General features: G+C 40.7%; 16 protein-coding genes. 12 read left to right on the top strand and 4 right to left on the bottom strand.

Translation table 11 applies throughout. From position 1 onward, the window contains the following. Nucleotides 1-2: 2 nt before the first annotated feature. The gene (locus AOU00_RS17055) at nucleotides 3-1,505 is read right to left on the bottom strand and encodes a hypothetical protein (RefSeq protein WP_061831624.1); all 1,503 of its coding nucleotides are present in this window, start codon (nucleotides 1,503-1,505) and stop codon (nucleotides 3-5) included. An 816-nt stretch (nucleotides 1,506-2,321) separates the two neighbouring features. On the opposite strand from AOU00_RS17055, the gene AOU00_RS17060 reads away from it, so the two are divergent. From AOU00_RS17060 to AOU00_RS17085, 8 genes are all read left to right on the top strand, one after another. Continuing rightward, nucleotides 2,322-2,867 (top strand): restriction endonuclease subunit S domain-containing protein, encoded by a 546-nt coding sequence (locus tag AOU00_RS17060; RefSeq protein WP_237166199.1) that lies wholly within the window; start codon nucleotides 2,322-2,324, stop codon nucleotides 2,865-2,867. Then, nucleotides 2,864-6,073 (top strand): type I restriction endonuclease subunit R, encoded by a 3,210-nt coding sequence (locus AOU00_RS17065; protein ID WP_069291148.1) that lies wholly within the window; start codon nucleotides 2,864-2,866, stop codon nucleotides 6,071-6,073. Before AOU00_RS17060 ends, AOU00_RS17065 begins: the two co-directional genes overlap by 4 nt. A gap of 44 nt (nucleotides 6,074-6,117) precedes the next feature. Beyond that, a complete protein-coding gene (locus AOU00_RS27140; protein ID WP_172828297.1) occupies nucleotides 6,118-6,276 on the top strand; it encodes a hypothetical protein in 159 nt (52 codons plus the stop codon). Then, the gene (gene rhuM / locus AOU00_RS27710; protein ID WP_420488430.1) at nucleotides 6,243-6,413 is read left to right on the top strand and encodes a RhuM family protein; all 171 of its coding nucleotides are present in this window, start codon (nucleotides 6,243-6,245) and stop codon (nucleotides 6,411-6,413) included. The genes AOU00_RS27140 and rhuM overlap by 34 nt, the downstream gene beginning before the upstream one ends. A gap of 204 nt (nucleotides 6,414-6,617) precedes the next feature. After that, the gene (locus tag AOU00_RS17070) at nucleotides 6,618-7,829 is read left to right on the top strand and encodes a restriction endonuclease subunit S (RefSeq protein ID WP_081330723.1); all 1,212 of its coding nucleotides are present in this window, start codon (nucleotides 6,618-6,620) and stop codon (nucleotides 7,827-7,829) included. Between the two features lie 15 nt (nucleotides 7,830-7,844). Next, entirely contained in the window at nucleotides 7,845-9,443 is a 1,599-nt protein-coding gene (locus AOU00_RS17075; RefSeq protein WP_069291149.1) for a type I restriction-modification system subunit M, read from the top strand. A 361-nt stretch (nucleotides 9,444-9,804) separates the two neighbouring features. Continuing rightward, nucleotides 9,805-10,794 carry a tRNA dihydrouridine synthase gene (locus AOU00_RS17080; protein ID WP_069291150.1) on the top strand — a complete coding sequence of 330 codons (990 nt, stop codon included), beginning with the start codon at nucleotides 9,805-9,807 and terminating at the stop codon, nucleotides 10,792-10,794. Between the two features lie 54 nt (nucleotides 10,795-10,848). Next, nucleotides 10,849-11,418 (top strand): SF0329 family protein, encoded by a 570-nt coding sequence (locus AOU00_RS17085; RefSeq protein WP_069291151.1) that lies wholly within the window; start codon nucleotides 10,849-10,851, stop codon nucleotides 11,416-11,418. Nucleotides 11,419-11,616: 198 nt separating this feature from the next. Here AOU00_RS17085 and AOU00_RS17090 read toward each other — a convergent pair whose 3' ends face one another. Next, entirely contained in the window at nucleotides 11,617-13,041 is a 1,425-nt protein-coding gene (locus tag AOU00_RS17090; RefSeq protein ID WP_237166200.1) for a pyridoxal phosphate-dependent decarboxylase family protein, read from the bottom strand. A 301-nt stretch (nucleotides 13,042-13,342) separates the two neighbouring features. Then, nucleotides 13,343-14,284, bottom strand: a complete 942-nt coding sequence (locus AOU00_RS17095) for an AraC family transcriptional regulator (RefSeq protein WP_069292069.1) — start codon at nucleotides 14,282-14,284, stop codon at nucleotides 13,343-13,345. A gap of 316 nt (nucleotides 14,285-14,600) precedes the next feature. Between AOU00_RS17095 and AOU00_RS17100 the strand changes: the two genes are divergently transcribed. From AOU00_RS17100 to AOU00_RS17110, 3 genes are all read left to right on the top strand, one after another. Then, on the top strand, nucleotides 14,601-15,620 hold the full coding sequence (locus tag AOU00_RS17100; protein ID WP_069291152.1) for a glycoside hydrolase family 88/105 protein: 1,020 nt from the start codon (nucleotides 14,601-14,603) through the stop codon (nucleotides 15,618-15,620). 12 nt (nucleotides 15,621-15,632) lie between these two features. Continuing rightward, the gene (gnpA, locus tag AOU00_RS17105; protein ID WP_069291153.1) at nucleotides 15,633-17,807 is read left to right on the top strand and encodes a 1,3-beta-galactosyl-N-acetylhexosamine phosphorylase; all 2,175 of its coding nucleotides are present in this window, start codon (nucleotides 15,633-15,635) and stop codon (nucleotides 17,805-17,807) included. Between the two features lie 159 nt (nucleotides 17,808-17,966). Beyond that, nucleotides 17,967-18,338 (top strand): hypothetical protein, encoded by a 372-nt coding sequence (locus tag AOU00_RS17110; RefSeq protein WP_231109497.1) that lies wholly within the window; start codon nucleotides 17,967-17,969, stop codon nucleotides 18,336-18,338. A 91-nt stretch (nucleotides 18,339-18,429) separates the two neighbouring features. Here the strand turns inward: AOU00_RS17110 and AOU00_RS17115 are convergent, their stop codons facing one another. Beyond that, nucleotides 18,430-19,368 carry a helix-turn-helix transcriptional regulator gene (locus AOU00_RS17115; protein WP_069291154.1) on the bottom strand — a complete coding sequence of 313 codons (939 nt, stop codon included), beginning with the start codon at nucleotides 19,366-19,368 and terminating at the stop codon, nucleotides 18,430-18,432. Between the two features lie 112 nt (nucleotides 19,369-19,480). Between AOU00_RS17115 and AOU00_RS17120 the strand changes: the two genes are divergently transcribed. After that, nucleotides 19,481-19,927 (top strand): VOC family protein, encoded by a 447-nt coding sequence (locus AOU00_RS17120; RefSeq protein WP_069291155.1) that lies wholly within the window; start codon nucleotides 19,481-19,483, stop codon nucleotides 19,925-19,927. Nucleotides 19,928-19,969: the final 42 nt, after the last annotated feature.

A 19,969-nucleotide genomic window follows, 5' to 3' on the forward strand; every position in this document is an offset into this window, starting at 1 on the left:
CGTTAGTTCATCTTGATTTCCGTACCGGAGAAGGTCGTTTTATCATCCAGCGTAATGGTATTGCCTTTACCAGATAGCTCGATTTTTCCGGCGGAAAGCTGGATGTTGCCGGAACTCATAACGATATCGGAGGTCGCGCTAATACTCACATTTTTTCCGCTTACAATATCAATGCCCGTTTTATCGTTAATGACAATGGACATGCCGTTGCCGGAGATGACGATTTGATCCGGGGCGAGCATGATTTCTTTGCCGTATTTGGTTCGTAGTGTCTTAATTGCAGGGTCAGCCATTCGATCTGGCGCAGGAGCTGCTGCGGACAATGCTGAAGAAGACTTTGATCCGGCAGACGAAGCAGAAGCAGTCCCATGTCCAGAAGCGGCAGAAGATTTTCCCGCAGAAGGCTGCGGTTCTCTTTTAACTGAACTGATCGCGTACCCTTCTTCTTCCTTATAACTAGGAAAATAGATACGAATGCTGTCCCCGTCCTCAGGCATACAATACCAGCCCGTGTTATCCGCAGATGCATAAATGGTAGAGTAGGGAAACCAGTAATCGGTATTGGGGTCCTGCTGGTCGTCCATATCAAGCTGGGCGCGAATTTTGTCTCGACGGACACTCAGCACCTTGCCATGAATGGAAGCGCCGATAATAGAGCGATTGTAGTCTTTAATCGGACGTAGACCGCTTCGTGGTGACAGCTTGGCGGTATGGGTCAGCACCCCGTCTTTCATCTCCGTTAGCACCTCAGCGACCAGCAAAAGGTGGCCTTGAAAGGTCACTTCGTAGCCAGGCTCCAGCAGCTTCTCCGTTTCGACTTCATACTGGATAAAATCCGCATCACGCACACCGGGGATATGGTTTTCAGAGGCCGTTTGAAAATCCGCGACCCGTTTGGTGACTTTATAATTGGTGGATTGTATTTCTCCCTTGCTCAGACCCATAGGCAGGCCAAAATAAAACTTCGGTACGCCATAGCCCACCGCAGGAATGAGTGGAGAGTAGAAGTGGGAAGCCATCCGTTTCAGAAATTGCCAATCGGTTTCATCATATTGCATGATAAATGTGCCGATGGGTTTCTTGTGGGACACGACATCCATGGCTTCTGCCTTAGGGTAGCTGGATACAATACTTTCGATCAGACCCGTATAGGTGAGCTTGGGGTTCTGGAAAGAGCGTTGATGCCGCTTGATATCCAGTTCATAGGTATGAGATATGGCTTCAAAGGTCAGATAATGAACCCCGTGAACGACCTTCTCCTCGACATCTAAGGCAATACCTCGAAACAAGGGTTGTCGGTTTCCATTTTTATCCGTGACAAAAGCTTTGACCTGAGTTTCTTCATCCGAAGCACGTACATACAGCTCTCGCTTTTTCTCCGAGATGATACCTGTACAGATCATTCGGGCATGGTCATTAACTGTTTTTAAAATTTTAAGTTCATGAAGGCGAACGAATTCATAAGGCATGATTTCGATATGACCGTAAGTCACGATATTTTCCATAGGTGTCTCCTTCTATAGTTGTGTTTAGTAAGTGACATTCTAAATCCAGCATATGTATTTATCAGTTAAAAGAGAGATTTAGTTTACAGAATGACCCATTGGTTGCGGTATTTACAATGTGTATTTCTGGAAGGGAGAGGTATGGGAAGAGAGAAAGCTGACAGTAATTTTGAGCAATTGCCTTCCAAAGTCAGGAACGGGGCTAATTTAATTGTGATTAAGGTTTCGGGTAAATTAAATATAGGCTCATATGGAACTAGTGGGATCGATAGAAGTGAAGGGAGAACGGGCATCATCTAGAAAAAGGAGTGTTGTGAGAAGGAATGGTTTTTGATATTATAGGTAATATATATAATAAAAAGGAATATATCCCTTTCGCAGTCTCGACACATGTGGAGTGTTGTTCACTATTGGTCAGGAAAGACTAATAGTTTAGGTGTATTGGCATATACAGCAACGGAGCAACAATTGTCATTACAGGTAGAGACTTGTGGAGGCGGCTGTATCGCTTTCACGCAAAACACATGATACCAATAAGGTAGATGTGATTAAGAATGCCTTAAAGCATTTTTAAGTAATTTAATATTGGATACGAAAACAAAAAGTTGTTTGCTCTTTAACGGGGTAGGCAACTTTTTCTATATAAAATTTACTATCACTATGATTTCTACATAAAAAAACGTAATTTTTTTAAATTAATAAAATCATTGCTTGCATTTTCGGAAACAATCTTATAAGATACAAGCAACAACGATAAAAGTTAATTTAAGAAAGGCACAAATTTATATGAAGAGATTAGATAGTATAGTAGAGTTCGTGAGTGGTTCACCGCAATTTAGGATTATAGAAGTGGTTGATGATAATGCACCACTTTACACCTATTATGGACAACAAGATATTGAAGATGATTTGGTTGGTATTGATTCAAATGGTAGTGACAGCAAACAAGTACGAACCTTGGATAAGGTCAGTACGCTATGTCAAGGGGATATTGTTTTTAGTTTGATATCGGGAAAATCTACTATAGTTGGTGTGGAGCATCAGGGATATCTATACACGCAAAACTACGTTAAATTAGTAACTAATGAAAAGGTTGATTCAAAATATCTTGTTTACTTACTTAATGAAGATAAATTCATTAAGAAACAGTTTCAAATGGGGCTGCAGGGGTCTCAAGTTCTAAAATACACACTGAAACAAGTGAAAGAGCTTGAGCTACCAGATCTGCCAACAATAGAAAAACAGCGGATGATCGGTGAACTCTATTTCAACCAATTGCGACTAGAAGCATTGAAAATTAGAGCGGCAAATTTGGAAACTACCATAGTATTAGAAAAGCTTAGGGGGGCAATCAATAAATGACCGAGAATCAATTTGAAACAGAATTAATTCAATACCTGACGAGTCGCACAATTGTAGAACAAGAACATCCTGAAGGAACGAGTAACTTTGATATCAAAGAATCAAGTGCTGGCTACATAGTGAAAACAAAATTATGGAAATACGAACCGCATATTAAATCTACAGAACAACTCTGGAATAATTTCAAGGCGATCCTGGAACAACACAATCAGAATACGCTTGACCATCCTTTAAGTGTTGTGGAATTTAATCAAGTTAAGAAAATTATCTCTGATATTCAGACCCCCTATGAAGCAGGGCAGTTCTTATATGGTTTAAATGGGGTTTCGCAAATCGAAATAGATTTAGATGATGGACGTCATGTGTTTCTTACTGTATTTGATCAAAAACAAATAGGGGCTGGAGATACCGTTTATCAAGTGGTCAATCAAATCAAACGACCATCAGTGATCACAGGAAAAGGAGAATGTCGTTTTGACACAACTCTCTTAATTAATGGTTTACCAATCATTCAAATTGAAGAAAAGCGTGATACGCGTAATGTCGATGAAGCGCTCAATCAGATGCAGCAATATGCTGCAGATCATCAGTATCGTGATATTTTCTCAACCTTGCAAATTTTGGTGGCAATGACACCAAATAATGTGAAGTATATGGCGAATACGACGGCAGATAAATTTAATAAGGATTTTGCTTTTAACTGGCAACGCAAGAGCGACAATACCATCGTGCGTAACTGGAAAGAATTTGCTGATTCTATGCTTTCGATTCCAATGGCGCATCAAATGGCTACTAACTACATGATTTTGGACGGAACAAAGAACAAACAAACGTTGAAAGTGATGCGTCCGTATCAAGTGTATGCGACACAAAATGTGATCGAGGGCTTGAAACGTTCAGATTTTGAACTTGGTACCAATAAAATCGGTTATATCTGGCACACAACGGGATCTGGTAAAACGATCACAAGCTTCAAAACGGCATGGCTGGCAAGTCGTATGCCGAAGGTGGACAAGGTTGTCTTTGTTGTGGATAGAATTGCTTTAACCAAGCAAACCAATGAAAATTACAAAGCCTATGATCCTGATGCGACAGAAGACACATTTGGTAGCGTTCAAAACACAGACAATACGACTGATTTGAGTCGCAAGCTTAAAAGTAAAGACAATAGCATTATTGTTACTTCGGTTCAAAAACTAGATACCTTGGTGAAACGCAAAACCTTTCAAGCTCCAGATAAGAATATCGTATTTATCGTGGACGAAGCCCATCGTTCAACTGGTGGTGACTCATTCAAGAATATCCAAAAAGCTTTTAAGAAATCTGCTTGGGTAGGCTATACGGGGACACCGATGTTTGATGAAACGACCACTGGTCTTCGAACAGAAGATATTTTTGGTCCACTATTACATGCATATACCATTCGTGAAGCGATTGCTGACCGTAATGTGTTAGGATTCAAGGTGGATTTTGAGACAACAATTGACGAAAAACAAATGAAAGAACAATATCTTCCTGCGTTCTACCGTGAACGCTATCCCAACTGGAATGAAGAACGAATTCAAGAGAAAATCAACAATCTCTCCCAGGAAGATATGGATGATGCTGTTGAACCCAGTTTCTACGATGAAAATTTGGATCATATCAAATTAGTAGTGCAAGACATTTTCAAAAATTGGCGTAATCGTTCTAACGAAGGCAAGTATAATGCTTTGTTCACAACTCATGTGGGTGGTGGTAAAGCAAGTACGCCAATGGCAATGATGTATTTTAAGGAGTTTCAACGTATCAACGAAGAAAATAAGATGAATGGCGGACAAACATTAAAAGTTGCGGTGACATTTAGTCAAAACACGTCAAACAATGATAGTATGCTTGCTACGAATCAAGGTTTGCACTATGCCATGACAGCTTATAATGCTGAATTTGGCACATCTTTTGGAATGGATGATGTTTCTGGCTATACCCAAGACGTGACTTCGCGATTAAATAAATCGGTCACCGATCGAAATTTCCTCGATTTGGTTATTGTGGTTGACCAATTATTGACTGGTTTTGATGCACCTGAACTTAACACGCTTTATGTGGATCGAACCTTAAAAGGCGCGGGGTTAATTCAAGCTTATTCAAGAACGAATCGTATTGCAGATATGCAAGAGAAGCCATGGGGGCGTGTGGTAAATTACCGATGGCCTGCGCAAAATGAGAAGTTGATGAATAAAGCGCTTGCCGTTTATGCGAATAAAGACTCAGCCATTCTGTCTGAAGAAGATCAACGTGAATCTAATCAGAAAGATGGTATCATTGCCAAACCATTTGAAGATGTATTTAATGAAGTGAAAGAAGTGGTGGGGAAGCTAGGTAGCTTAACGACTGATTTTCAACAGTTGCCTCCATCTGAAAAGAAAAAGGACGAGATGCTCGATCTGCTCCGTGAATATAACAGAGGGATGGCAAAATTAAAGCAATATGATTCCGATGAAGTTGATGGTGAAAAAGTCGGATTTAACTATGATGATCGAGATGAGTTAATAGAGAAGCTGGGAATGACTTCAGATCAAGAGAAAATGTTAACAACCGTTTTAACGAATGAATTGAAGTCACATATTGCTAAAGAGAAGAAAATCCCTATCTATCAAATCGAACTGCGGATGACACATGTGAAGGATATTAGAGTTGACTATGATTATCTTACTGAACTCGTGGAACGATTATTGAACGAAGTCCACGAAGGCAAAGATGAAGAGGCCAAAGAGACGCAAGAAAAAATCAACCAATTTGCGAATGGGTTGGATGATCGTAACTATGCGACTAAAATTATGAATGCAGCTACTGCAATTATCAAAGGTCACTTCCCACCTGCAGGCTCTGACTTCAAGTATCCTGTGAAGCTGAGTGACAGTGAACATATTATCCAGCAAGCGAACAACGTCAGCCTGGATCGAAGGTTTCTTGACTTCCGAGTGAAGTGGGGAATCACAGATATTATCACAAGTGCTCAAATGCGAGAGCTGTTTAGTCGTCATCGCTACGGAGAGAAAGATTTGGATGATACGGGTCAAATTCGTGACATTATCGCTCAAGCCAGCTCTGACTACATGACACTGGCTCATGATGAGAGCGTGCAGTCTTTAGCTAGAATGAAATATCGCAACGGTTTGCGCGACGCAATTTATGAGCTAGCGGATGAGTTGGCAGAAAGTTAACCTGGTTGAAACTGTTCAATAAGGGATGCAGATGGGAGATTGTGATGAACGAAATACAATTTTTAATGTATGATGCCGATGAAAAAGTGGTTAGTGCAGAAATTGCACATACCACTCAACACGGTGCAATGGAAGGAAAAACACAAACAAAGCCAGTGAAATATTACACTTGGTTGCCATTATTTCAGTTGGCTATCGTGTAAATTCGCAAAAGGCAACGAAGTTCCGTATATGGGCAACGGATGTCTTAAAAGAATACATCCAAAAAGGTTTTAAAATTGATGTTGAACGTATGAAACAAGGTGAGCATGTTTTTGGCAAGGATTCTGCTCGAAGATGAGGTTTTATTGGGAATGCAGGACATTGCGAAAAGCATTGATGATATTCTTAACATTCAATCGCTATGAAATCTTGGATGGAAATGGGCACATTTCACAAAGGCAGCTAAGGAAAAGGCTATTGGCGAGTATAAAGAATTCAACAAGCATCAAAAAATAGTTTCTGATTTTGATAGAGTAATTAAGACCATACAGGGAGAGCAGAAATGAGCGAACATAAAGAAAATGTACCTAAATTAAGGTTTCCTGGATTTACTGATGCTTGGGAACATCGTAGGTTGGGGGAGCTATGTGATGAGTTCCAAAGTGGAAAGAATATCAAATCAGAGGATATTAGGGATGAAGGCAGATACCCTGTGTTTGGTGGTAATGGACTTCGCGGATGCACAAACACTTATAATCACGATGGATTATATGCACTTATCGGAAGGCAAGGTGCACTCTGCGGAAACATGAATATCTCCTATGGAAAAGCCTATTTTACGGAACATGCTATTGCTGTCAAAGGTAACAAAAACAACGAAACAAGGTTTTTATTTTATCTTTTAGGCGAGATGAATCTCGGTCAATATTCGGGTCAATCTGCACAGCCGGGATTGGCAGTTAATAAACTTATAGCACTGTCTGCGTTTGTTCCCTCTTTTGCAGAACAAGCTCAAATCAGCGCATTCTTCAAACAACTCGACCACCTCATCACCCTTCATCAGCGTAAGTTAAATAACGTAAAAAAATTGAAGGCTGGGTTGCTCCAAAAAATGTTTCCGAAAAATGGCGAAGATTTTCCCGAAATTCGTTTCCCTGGATTCACTGACGCTTGGAAACAGCGTAGGTTTGATTTGGTGTTTGACCCAATACCGAACAACTCTTTTTCAAGAGCAGATTTAAACTATGACGAAGGCAAAATAAAGAGTGTCCATTACGGCGATATTCTCGTCAAATATGGTGCCGTTACTGATTGCCGCAAAGATGTGATACCGTTCATTACAGGAGCTGAGGTCTCCGATCATCAGAGCCAACTTCTCCAAAACGGTGATGTGCTGATTGCCGATGCTGCCGAGGATAAAACGGTTGGCAAAGTTACAGAAATAACAGGAATTATTGACATTCCTGTAGTATCAGGATTACACACTATAGCTTGCAGACCGAAGGTGAAAATGCAGCCCAACTATCTTGGATACTATATGAACTCACCATCATATTATCAACAATTATTACCGCTCATGCAGGGAATCAAGGTCCTTTCGCTAAGTAGGACGAATCTTGCCAAAACAATCATTTGCTTTCCGACTTCGGCGCAGGAACAGTCGCTAATTGGAAAAGTGTTTGCTAATGTCGACCACCTCATCACCCTTCATCAGCGTAAGCTAGAACACTTGCAAGAGCAGAAGAAAGCACTACTACAACAGATGTTTATCTAGGAGGAAAATAACAATATGAGCAATAATCTACAAACCATCACAACAAAACTGTGGGCGATGGCAAATGAGCTTCGTGGAAGCATGGATGCTGCAGAATATAAGAACTACATTTTAGCCTTTATGTTTTATCGTTACCTGTCAGAACATCAAGAACAGTACTTAGTTAAAAATAATGTTATTGATGTTGCCGTTGGTGAAACGATCAATAGTGCCTACTTAGAACAAGCGAATGGTGACGATTTGAATGATTACTTAGAAGATATTTCTGCAAGTTTAGGCTATGCCATTGCACCGCTTGATACTTGGGAATCTTTAGTTCATAAGATTGATAATAGCATGGTGATTCCAAGTGATTATCAAACTATTTTTGATAACTTCAATCGAAACGCTGAATTAAATAAAGAAGCTGCGAAAGATTTTCGTGGCGTATTTAACGACATTAATCTTGGAGACTCGCGTCTAGGCTCTTCTACCAATGAACGTGCAAAATCACTTAACCGAATTGTAAAGCTTGTTCATGGCATTGAATACAAGGGTGAAGATAACAAGGATATTCTTGGCGCAATCTATGAATACCTAATCGGTCAATTTGCAGCAAGTGCAGGTAAAAAAGGTGGAGAGTTCTACACACCCCATGAAGTGTCTAAAGTATTGGCTAAAATCGTAACGGACGGTGTAGAAGAATCGGAACATACTTTTTCGGTGTATGACCCGACTTGTGGATCTGGGTCATTGCTGTTAACGGTTCAAGGTGAGCTACCTGGTGGAAATAAACCCGGGGCGATTAAATTTTTTGGTCAAGAAAAGAATACGACAACATACAACTTGGCCCGTATGAATCTGATGATGCATGGTGTTTCATTTAATAACATAACTCTGTCTAATGCTGACACACTTGAAAGTGATTGGCCTGATGGACCAGATGCCCAAGGAACTGACCACCCACGCTCATTTGATGCCGTGGTTGCGAATCCTCCTTATTCTGCTCATTGGGACAATAGCGAAACGAAACTCAAAGATCCACGTTTTAGGGAATATGGTAAACTCGCTCCTAGAACTAAAGCGGATTATGCATTCATTTTACACAGCTTGTATCATTTGAATGATACTGGAACAATGGCGATTGTATTACCGCATGGTGTCTTGTTCCGTGGTGCAGCAGAAGGTGCGATTCGCCAAACGATCATTGAGAAAAACTACCTTGATACCGTTATAGGCTTACCTGCCAACTTGTTTTACGGCGTATCCATCCCAACTACGGTTTTAGTATTCAAGAAAAATCGTAAAACAAAAGACATCTTGTTTATCGATGCAAGCAATGAATTTGATAAAGGTAAAAATCAAAACAAACTTACTGATAAAAACATCAATAAGATTATCGAAACGTACCGAAATCGTGTGGATGTTGATAAATATGCTCACGTGGCATCACTTGAAGAAATCAAAGAAAACGAGTTTAACTTAAATATTCCTCGCTACGTGGATACGTTTGAAGAAGAGCAAGTCATTGACCTTGCCGAAGTGAGTAAGCTTTTAGAACAAGATAAACAAGAAATCGCTGAACTTGAAGCCAAAATCAATGAACAGCTGAAAATTTTGGGTATTCATGTGTAGAAATTGACGAAAAGGGTCAAGGATATTATTCCTCGGCTCTTTTTTTAAGCCATTCGCTTGGGAACGGCGTAAGCTGGGGGGAAGTTATGCCGTGCAGTATTTCTATGAACTGCGGCGCAGTACGTTATAGAAGATGGCAAGGAGGGGCGGAGCTCTTCCTTTTTTTGCGAGTCTTTTGGGGAGTATGCTCCTCAATTGAGTATGATATACTCATTTAGATGTCTATGCTTAACATACACTGCCGTTTGAACTACGTTGCTTAAACATGTTATATGTGAAGAAGAAGCAAGGACATGAAGAGGTTAGCTTTACCATTTTGGGACCAAAGATTTGTCCTGGTATTTATAGAGGAGTTTTTGATATGACGAATAATTTTTGGCGTGATTTGCCACGACCTTTTTTTATACTGGCACCGATGGAAGATGTGACGGATGTTGTGTTTCGCCATGTCGTAAGTGAAGCAGCCAGACCGGATGTGTTTTTTACGGAGTTTGCGAATACAGAGAGTTATTGTCACCCGGAGGGGAACAAAAGTGTACGCGGGCGTTTGACTTTTACAGAGGATGAACAGCCCATGGTGGCCCATATCTGGGGAGATAAGCCGGAATATTTCCGTGAAATGAGCATCGGTGTGGCGAAAGAAGGCTTCAAAGGCATCGATATTAATATGGGTTGTCCTGTAGCGAATGTAGCCGAGAATGGGAAGGGAAGCGGCCTGATCTGCCGTCCCGAAATCGCAGCGGATATCATTCAGGCCGCCAAAGCCGGGGGACTGCCCGTCAGTGTAAAAACAAGGCTCGGTTTCACTACCGTAGACGAATGGCGCGACTGGTTGACCCATATTTTGAAACAAGACATTGTGAATTTGTCCATTCATCTGCGGACCAGAGAGGAAATGAGCAAAGTAGACGCTCACTGGGAACTGATTCCGGAGATTAAGAAACTTCGTGATGAGGTGGCACCAGATACACTGCTGACCATTAACGGAGATATTCCGGACCGTCAGACAGGCCTGAAGCTCGCTGAGCAATATGGAGTGGATGGCATTATGATTGGGCGTGGTATTTTCCAGAATCCATTTGCGTTTGAGAAGGAGCCGAAGGAACACAGCAGTGAGGAATTACTTGAATTGCTGCGGCTTCATCTAGATCTCCATGATCATTATTCAGCGCAGGAGCCACGTTCGTTCAGCCCTCTCGCCCGCTTCTTCAAAATATATGTCCGTGGATTCCGAGGGGCAAGTGAACTCAGAAACAGCTTAGTGAACGCCAAATCAACAAGTGAAGTGCGTACATTGCTTGATGAGTTTGGAAGCAAGGATCATGATGAGGTAGAGGAACGTGAAAATTAAATTGCCAAGTTGGGGCACGGGCTGTTAGTAGGCATTGAAAACATAGGAGGATATATGTCCTGGAGTAAATTGAAGCAACAACTGGAGAGCTTCCGCTGTCCTGCGTTAGACGGAAGGGTCGAATACCGAGCGACCAGTTACCGTTATTTGCCTGATAAGTCTGGAATTTGTTATATAACTGTAGATAAGAAGAACATACTCAATATGAATGATATCACTAGTCCAATCAAATGGTATCAGACGGAGTTGGAAATCAAGAATGATCCCAATATCGAAGTTCCTATCAGCAATGAAGAAATTGAAGCGGTCAGAAAAGATACTAATGGGAACGTTCCGGAGGATCGTCTACAAGTAATTGCAAGAGGTAGAAAAATATCAGAACATGCAAAGGAGCTTTTGTCAGCACAGGCCTCATTAAGCAAGTCTAATTTTAATGTTGTAGCTAATAAGTTTTTAACTACTTCTATAGAGGACAGCTTAGAGAGTAATGATATCTTATTGAATATTCTAGCTTTAGTGGACAGACGAGTTGGAAAAAAGCGAATATTAAACATGACCGAGAAGATGAAGCTAAAGCATCCCAGTGTGCAGTATTTTTATGAACTACGGCGTAGTACGTTATGAAAATAAACAACTTCCATTGATGGGGGCACGTCGTTTTAGGGTTGGGTGCTGTTCATTGTTACTGCATTACACAATGGCAAATAATTTGGATGTCTGGGAAAACAGCAAAGAGGGCCGGTGTGCCCCTCTTATTTTCGTGATGCTGAGCATTTTTGTTTATTTACAGAAAGTGTAGCACTTCATTTTCACAATTGAACATCATAAAAAAACTTTTTTCTCATTTAATGATCTTGCTATATTCGATAAAAGCTGAATTGTATTTCTTATCTCATGTTCCGTAGTGTCTGGGTGAATTGCACAGATTCTGAGAACAGTTTTTCCATTGAGTTGTGTCGTAAGCACAGTGGCATATCCATTCGCCACCATTTCTTGGGAGATCCTTTTGTTGAGTGAATCTAATTCTTGGTCCGATAGCCCAGTTGGCGCATATCGAAAATTAACAATCGCTAACTGTGCGGGGCATACAATCTCCCAATGATTATGTTTTTTGATTTCATCTTCAGCCCATTCTGCGAGTTGAACTCCATGCTCTATAACTTCACTGACAGCATCCGTTCCTAAAGCTTGCAGTGTCACCCATAGTTTCAAACTTCGAGCAGGCCGGGTCAACTCAGGACCCAGATCCCAATAATTCATATGTTCTTCATCAGTCTCGGCATCTTTCAAATACTCTGGATGTGTGCTGAAGCAATTTTCGAGGTGCTGCTTTTCTTTGGCTAAAACCACGCTACAGGAATAGGTCTGCATTAGCCATTTGTGTGCATCCCAGGTGATACTATCTGAACGCGATATCCCGCTCAAAAGAGACTTATATTTCGAAGAAGCCAAAATCGACGCACCGTAAGCTCCATCCACGTGTAACCAAATATTATGTTTTTCACATAGGTCAGCAATTTCGTTTAATGGGTCAATGCTTCCCGTATTGGTTGTGCCTGCCGTGGCAATGATTGCAAAAGGCTTCATCCCAGCCGCTTGATCATCCATTATTTTTTTTTCTAAGGCTGAAACATCCATACGAAAATTTGTATCACTTGGAACCTTCCTGATTTGATCACTGCGGAATCCGAGGATGCGTAACCCTTTGGCGACCGATGAATGAGTTTGATCTGAAACATAAGCAGTTCCAATGGCATATTCCTGCTCGGATAACCTTGCATTGCGTGCAGCCGCTAAAGCAGTCAAATTCGACAGCGATCCGCCCGACAGAAATATGCCTCCAGCAGTATTGGGATATCCTGCTTGGTCACACATCCACCGGATCACTTCCCCCTCTAAAAGGCTTGCGCTCGAACTCAGCATCCAGCTTCCGGTATGGGTATTATAGGCGCTGGTCATGATATCTCCTAACCACGAGTAAAGAGACATTGGACCAGGAACCAATGCGAAAAAGCGAGGGTGTTGCATGAAGGTTTGGTGAGGATAGACGTTTTTCCTCATTTCATCGACTACCTCTTTTACTGGTCTTCCTTTTTTGGGAAAACCAATTTCCTTTAAATGAGCTATCGTATCCTCATCTGCAATGTTGATTACTTTTTGAGATCGAATGTTATTATTTTCTGCTATAAATGAATGTATGAACTGTTCAATAATCTCACCTAATTGCTGATTTGGTTCTTGATTCATTATAAGCATCTCCTTTGCTTAACTTCAACCAAAGTATAATATAACATCTGTTGTCATATTGTGAGATTCACCGATTTCATCATTACGTTTATTTTTAGGCACTTGGCTATTACATAAATTAATTTTCAAGGTCAAAGATGGCTATACAACGGGGCTTGCTGGAATGGAGTTGTTAAAAGATTTGAATTTTATGCTTTTCTAGATACATTGCAAAATGTGATTAATCATATAAAGCAGAAAATGGCTAGTTTGATATCCAGAATATTGAATTCGTTTTATCGAGTTTATTTCTGCTGTTATGCTAAACCCACCCCGTAAACTCCAGTATAGACGCTTTCGCAGATTGCGCTTCGGATTGTGCCCCTTTACGCCATTCTTTTGGCGGCTTTCCCATAAGCCTGGAGAAGCAACGATTGAAGCTGGAAATGGAGTGAAAACCGACTTGTTCGGAGATCGAAAGAATAGAATCCTCCGTGCTTTTTAACTGCTTGCAAGCCTCTTCGATTCGGGTGCTGTTTAGGAAATCGAGAGGCGACGTCCCCATAATTTCATGGAATTTTCTTCGGAAATGAGTTGTACTTAAATGGCACAGATCGGCCAAAAAATCCATGGTAATGGGGTTCATATAGTTTTTCGTGATGTACTCCAGAACCGGAGAAATGACAAAATCGCTTTTCAGGCTATGCTCTGTTTCTTGATCTGCCAACAGTTCATTCCTGGAATGAATTCTAAGGAGTTCTATGTAAAGGGATAGCAATAAGCCGTAGGCACTTTCCTGATAGTAAGGATTCTGCTGTTTTAATTCCTCTACGATTGAAGTCGCAAGTGTATAAACCTTGGGATACTGCTCCTTATCCAATATACAGTTTTTTCCCTTCACCACCCACAAATTTGGCTCGAAGTTGCTGTAAGCACTTTTAAATGAATGTTGAAAGAGGTCCTCTGGCGAAAAAAAGATATAAGACCAAAGGCTGGATGTATTTGGTGAACTGTATGTGGTATGAGGAAGATACCTGGGGATGAAGGTCACATCGCCGGCTTTGAAGGGTATTGATTCTCCTTTGATCTCCATGTTGCCGCTATCTGAATAGCATATACCAATCTCCAAATGGTTATGGAAATGGAGATGTTCACTTTTAATATCTGAAATCTTCCAACGTTCACCGCTTAATAGCAAGACAGGGAAATTTATGGGCAAGCTGTAGTGTCGATATTCTATAACGGGCTTCTTTTTTCTGGGCATATTCAATACCCCCATGACTTTGATTTTAACCAGCAGATATACATCAGGATTTTGCAAAATTCGATTCCAATCGCTCCAAGGTGCAATATATAGACGAACTAGACCATTTCGATCTATATATTGTTTATTGGAAGTCGCTTATTGGATTTTTGCAAAATCCTCACATAAATGATTGGAATTGCGCAGTTTTGTTGCGAATATGCTTAGATGGAGACTATTTTACTGCGTACAATGGAATAAGTAAAGCGTTTCCAAAGCAGTGACGAACAGCTCTCAAGCGCCTTTGGGGGCGTGTGCAAAAGAGAGGAGAACATAGATGCTTCAATTAAATTATGACAAGGAAGAGATATTAAAAGTCATCGACAAAGTCGTCAGAAAAACAATGGCGATGGATTTGACGTGGGACTGGCCTTGCGGTGTGGCTTATTATGGTGTATCCACGGCCTATACAAAAACAGGAAATAAAGACTATTTGAATATGCTTAAGCAGTGGGCGGATGAATATATCGAGCTGGGCCTGCCGCACTGGACGGTAAACACATGTGCTATGGGCCATATGCTGATCACATTGTATGAAGAAACAGGGGACCAGAAATATTGGGATATTGTGATGAGCAAGGTGGATTATATTCGGAACCATGCTCTCAGGTTTGGAGACAATGTTTTGCAGCATACGGTATCCGTTGCTAATGATTTTCCAGAACAGGCATGGGCGGATACGTTGTTTATGGCGGCATTTTTTCTGCTACGTGTAGGTACCAAATTAAAAGATGAGGAAATGATCCAAGATGCCTTAAATCAGTATTACTGGCATATCAAATACCTGCAAGACCCTAGTAGCGGTCTCTGGTACCATGGCTACAATAATGTCAAGCAGGACCATATGTCCGGATTTTTCTGGGGTAGAGCGAATGCTTGGGGAGCCTATACCATGTCGCAAGTTAAAATTCATTTGAAAGACTGGTATTTATATCCGCAGTGCATGGACGTGGAGTGTTCACTTCGGGATCAACTGGCGGCACTGAAGGGGGTTCAAACGGAGAACGGCCTGTGGCGGACGGTACTGGATGACGAGGAGTCCTACGAAGAAGTGTCTGCATCTTGCGGAATCGCGGCAGCCATGATCAATAACGGCAATCCGCTGCATACCAAATACGTGCAAAAGGCATTGGAGGGCATCTTGAACCATATTAGCGAGGACGGACGGGTACTAGGTGTGTCGGGCGGCACAGCGGTTATGAAAGATCGGGATGGGTATCGGAATATTCCAAAAGACTGGATTCAGGGCTGGGGTCAAGGCCTGGCATTGGCCTTTCTGTCTGATATGTTGAATTAGGAGGGAACCAAGTTGTCCAAACAAACTACGGGGAACTTTACACTACCGGGAGAATCCGGTTATGAGGCGCTGACCCTGAAATTAGCTGAACGGTGGGGTGCCGATGTCATCCGTGATAGTGACGGCACGCAATTGTCCGATGAGATTATTAACGCTGGGTACGGCATATATTCGACAATCTGTATCATCAGAGATCATAATGAGTGGGCGTCCCACCATCTGGATAAGCTGCAGCAGTGTTTTTTAATTACAAATCCGAAGGTAGCTGTACAAGATTATGTATCCATCTATCTGATGGAGGATTTTTTTGCTGAACAATTCAAAGTTAATGATTCCAAAGAGGCGTTTAATTATTGGCAGGTTTTTGACAGAACGACCGGAGAGGAAGTTCCAAGAGAACAGTGGAATTATGAAAGGGAATCCGGAAATGTGGTCATTACCGGAATTGTTCCTTGGCATAAATACACGGTAAGCTTTATGGCCTACCGGATCTGGGAAGAGATTTCCATGTACAATCACACAACGAATCATTGGGACAAAGAGCATTTGATGCAGATTGATCCCATCTATGCAGAAACGCAAAAATATCTGCTGGATTGGATGGAAGATTGGTGTCTCCATCATAAGGAAACCACGGTTGTTCGGTTTACCTCCTTATTTTATAATTTCGCCTGGGTCTGGGGCAGCAGTGAGCGCAATCGCCATCTGTTCTCTGACTGGGGTTCATACGATTTTACGGTAAGCTCAAGAGCGCTTGATCTGTTTGCCAAGAAATACGGGTATTCGATGACTGCCGAGGATTTTGTGAATGGCGGGAAATACCGCGTCAGTCATATCCCGGCTGAGCAGCGCAAGCTGGATTGGATGGCATTTATCAATGATTTTGTAATCGAATTTGGCAAGAAATTAATTGACATTGTGCATAGGCACGACAAGCTTGCCTATGTTTTTTATGATGACAGTTGGGTTGGCATGGAGCCTTACAATGACCGTTTTCAAGAGTTTGGATTTGACGGGTTGATTAAATGTGTATTCTCAGGATACGAGGCGAGGCTCTGTTCAGGTGTAAAAGTGAATACGCATGAGATTCGGCTGCATCCATACTTATTTCCAGTTGGTTTAGGCGGGCTTCCTACCTTTATGGAAGGGGGAAATCCCACGCTGGATGCCAAAAAGTATTGGATTAATATCCGGCGCGCCTTGCTGCGGGAGCCTATTGACCGGATTGGACTGGGCGGATATTTGCACCTTGTAGAGCCTTACCCGGATTTTTGTGATTATATCGAAAAGATTGCCAATGAGTTCAGAGAAATTAAAGAACTACATCATGAAGGCAAACCCTATCACATGAAGACGAAGGTAGCTATTTTGCATAGCTGGGGAAAATTGAGATCGTGGACATTGTCTGGACATTTCCATGAAACGTATATGCATGATTTGATTCAGGTCAATGAAGCTTTATCCGGATTGCCGATTGAAGTGCAGTTCATTGATTTTGAAGATATCCGTCAGGGAATTCTACAGGATTGTGATGTAGTGATCAATGCCGGCTCTGCTGGTTCAGCATGGAGTGGTGGGGAGCACTGGAATGACAACAAGTGTGTGGACTTACTGACGAAATGGGTTTATGAGGGTGGTACCTTTATTGGCATCAACCAGCCTTCTGCGGTCGAAGGCCACGACAGCTTTTTCAGAATGGCACATGTTCTTGGACTGGATGAGGATACAGGCTCCAGAGTAGGTCATGGAAGATGGGCATACGAGGCTAGGGATGAGCATGGTTTGGTGCCTGAGGGAGCCAGTATAACGCCAAAGAATAGCATTTATCTTACGGATGGGTCAGCTGCGGTAGTGGAGGAAACGAGTGGTATGATAGCATTGTCTACTCATGCCTTTGGTAAAGGAAAGGGGATCTACCTTCCTTCTTTCGAATTCAGCTGGGAGAACACAAGGTTGCTGCTGAATATAATTCGGTTTGCAGGCAATGAGTTACATGAAACGAAGTACATTACAGATAACCTATATACAGAGTGTGCTTATTATCCAGAAAGTAAAATATTGGTTGTTATTAACAATAGCGATGAACTTCAAAGAACGACGATTGAAACGGAATATGGCAAACAAACCATGGAATTAGATCCGTATGACACCATGATCACCCATATCGGCTTAACAAAATCGGTATAGGAACGGAAAATAATGAGAAGTAGCGGTATCAAGCCCTCCTTTATTTTAAGGAAGGGCTTTTTGTTTCAGCACCTCCAGAAAATCAAGCTAATTTACCGGGGATTTTGTCCATTCAAAAGTATCTCCCCATCATTAACTATAAGTAGAACAATTAAGGAGATGATTTCTTTGAGAAAGGCAACCTTAATGAAAATTAAAAATGCGGAAGCAAAGTTGGGAAGAAAGCTAAAGAAAAGAAGTCACGTGGTTATGAATCTTAAAAAAGCCATTCGTGTAACTCAACTTGGAGATGGATTCGCACGCTTCACTTTCGCTCCGATCACTATTTCTCCTAATAGCTTTAGAAGCACTACGATTAACGGTAACGCCTACAATCTGATTAGCGGTGCATGGACTTTCTCTGGAAATGAACAAGGGTTTCTTCTCAATAATTATTCCGCGGCCGAAGACAGATGGGTATTTACTGCATGGAATCCAACTGGATTCACAAGAACGGTATCCTATGCTGTTATCGCCAAACGGAAGCCATAATTCAAATGTCATCGTTAGCAAGGAAAAGGAGCGTGAGCCTTCTTTTCCTTGCTAAAATGTAGAGGAAATGTTGAACAAACCTTCGATGATCTTATAATTTTTGATAGTGGTTTAAGAGGTGCTCAACTCTATCTTTAATAATCTGTTTTAAAGATTCTGGCTTCACTGATCGTACATAATGACCATATCTCATAAAATAATGAGCGATAAACTCCTCTTCTCCAGGATTATAAAATCCCTTAATGACTGTCTTATCACCATTTTCTATTTTCATAGAAGGATAATGTTCTTTATAAAAAATATCCTTGGCTTGTTCTACAATCTCTACTTCAAAGTCAATGCTCTTCTCGGATTGATACATTTCTAATGAACGACTAAGGAGTTCATCTATAGAAAAGCGAGAATTGTTCTCCTCTTCTTCTACAAAGGTGATTCGATCACACCTGAAAACTCTATATTTATTCGTATGTAACTCTATTCCAGTAGCATACCATTGGCCAAACTTAGCGGAAATTTTGAAAAATTGAACATAGTAACTTTTGTTCTGATTATTTTTTACATATTTAACTTTACACGTACTCTCATTAAGAATGCTTGTTAAAATTTTATCTAAATAGCGACTAACATGATTATGCTGATATATTTCAAATTGTAGAACCTTTTTCATTTTATGAATCTGGTTTATTTGTATTTTAGAAAGACAGTGTTCAAACTTTTCATTCAGTTGATTAACACTTAAGTGAAAGGGGGTGGATTGATAAGCTTCTAACGTCAACATTGCAAAGTACAGAGCATACACTTCATCCATCGTAAAAATAATGGGGGATAACAATCTATTTTTTAGGATACCATATCGTCCATGTCTGCCATGTTCCGAAAAAATAGGCATACCTAGTTGTTCCAATGAACTAATATCTCGTAGAGCTGTACTTTTTGAGATATGGTATTTATCCATTAGGTCATTTAAATTAAAAAACTCTCGACTGTTTAAGTATCTGATCATGTCATTTAATCTTTCTGATTTCTTCATCTAAATCTCCTTATAAAGGTGTCATATTTTGATACCTTTTTATATGATAATAAGTTCAAGGGAATAGATCAAATTCATAAGATATCTACACATATAAAAGGAGACTGATACCATGAGTACAACATTAGAAGTAGCTATTTTCTTATCCATGAACGGAAAGGCAAAAGAAGCTATACATTTTTACAAAAAACATCTCAACGCAAAGGAATTGTTTCTTGTTACCTATCAAGACATGGCCCAACGTGACAGCTCCATACAGCTTACTGATGAAAATAAAAATTATATTTCTCATTCAGTCTTAGCAATCGGAAAAACAAAGGTAATGATAGCAGAAGATACAATGAATCCCAGTGAAGAATATACAGTAGGGAATAATACTTCATTATGTATTCAAAGTGCTGACCTAGAAGAAATTAAACGTTTTTATGATAGCTTAATTACAGATGATCGAGTGAAAATTATTGTGCCTTTATCAAATAATGTGTTTAGCCAAGCCTACGGTATTATTGAAGACCCGTTCGGTATTCAAATACAATTAATGTTTGATAATCGATTATAATAAAAAAAGCAATTTCCATGTTTAATAATTGGATAATAAATG

The organism is Paenibacillus polymyxa, from assembly GCF_001719045.1.
GTDB lineage: Bacteria > Bacillota > Bacilli > Paenibacillales > Paenibacillaceae > Paenibacillus > Paenibacillus polymyxa_B.

Coding starts and splice junctions, on each gene's coding strand:
- AOU00_RS17080 (WP_069291150.1), top strand. CDS start 9,805: ATGACGAATAATTTTTGGCGTGATTTGCCACGACCTTTTTTTATACTG.
- AOU00_RS17065 (WP_069291148.1), top strand. CDS start 2,864: ATGACCGAGAATCAATTTGAAACAGAATTAATTCAATACCTGACGAGT.
- AOU00_RS17115 (WP_069291154.1), bottom strand. CDS start 19,368: ATGAAGAAATCAGAAAGATTAAATGACATGATCAGATACTTAAACAGT.
- AOU00_RS17095 (WP_069292069.1), bottom strand. CDS start 14,284: ATGCCCAGAAAAAAGAAGCCCGTTATAGAATATCGACACTACAGCTTG.
- AOU00_RS17085 (WP_069291151.1), top strand. CDS start 10,849: ATGTCCTGGAGTAAATTGAAGCAACAACTGGAGAGCTTCCGCTGTCCT.
- AOU00_RS17055 (WP_061831624.1), bottom strand. CDS start 1,505: ATGGAAAATATCGTGACTTACGGTCATATCGAAATCATGCCTTATGAA.
- AOU00_RS17110 (WP_231109497.1), top strand. CDS start 17,967: ATGATTTCTTTGAGAAAGGCAACCTTAATGAAAATTAAAAATGCGGAA.
- AOU00_RS27140 (WP_172828297.1), top strand. CDS start 6,118: ATGAACGAAATACAATTTTTAATGTATGATGCCGATGAAAAAGTGGTT.
- AOU00_RS17075 (WP_069291149.1), top strand. CDS start 7,845: ATGAGCAATAATCTACAAACCATCACAACAAAACTGTGGGCGATGGCA.
- AOU00_RS17090 (WP_237166200.1), bottom strand. CDS start 13,041: ATGAATCAAGAACCAAATCAGCAATTAGGTGAGATTATTGAACAGTTC.
- AOU00_RS17120 (WP_069291155.1), top strand. CDS start 19,481: ATGAGTACAACATTAGAAGTAGCTATTTTCTTATCCATGAACGGAAAG.
- AOU00_RS17070 (WP_081330723.1), top strand. CDS start 6,618: ATGAGCGAACATAAAGAAAATGTACCTAAATTAAGGTTTCCTGGATTT.
- AOU00_RS17100 (WP_069291152.1), top strand. CDS start 14,601: ATGCTTCAATTAAATTATGACAAGGAAGAGATATTAAAAGTCATCGAC.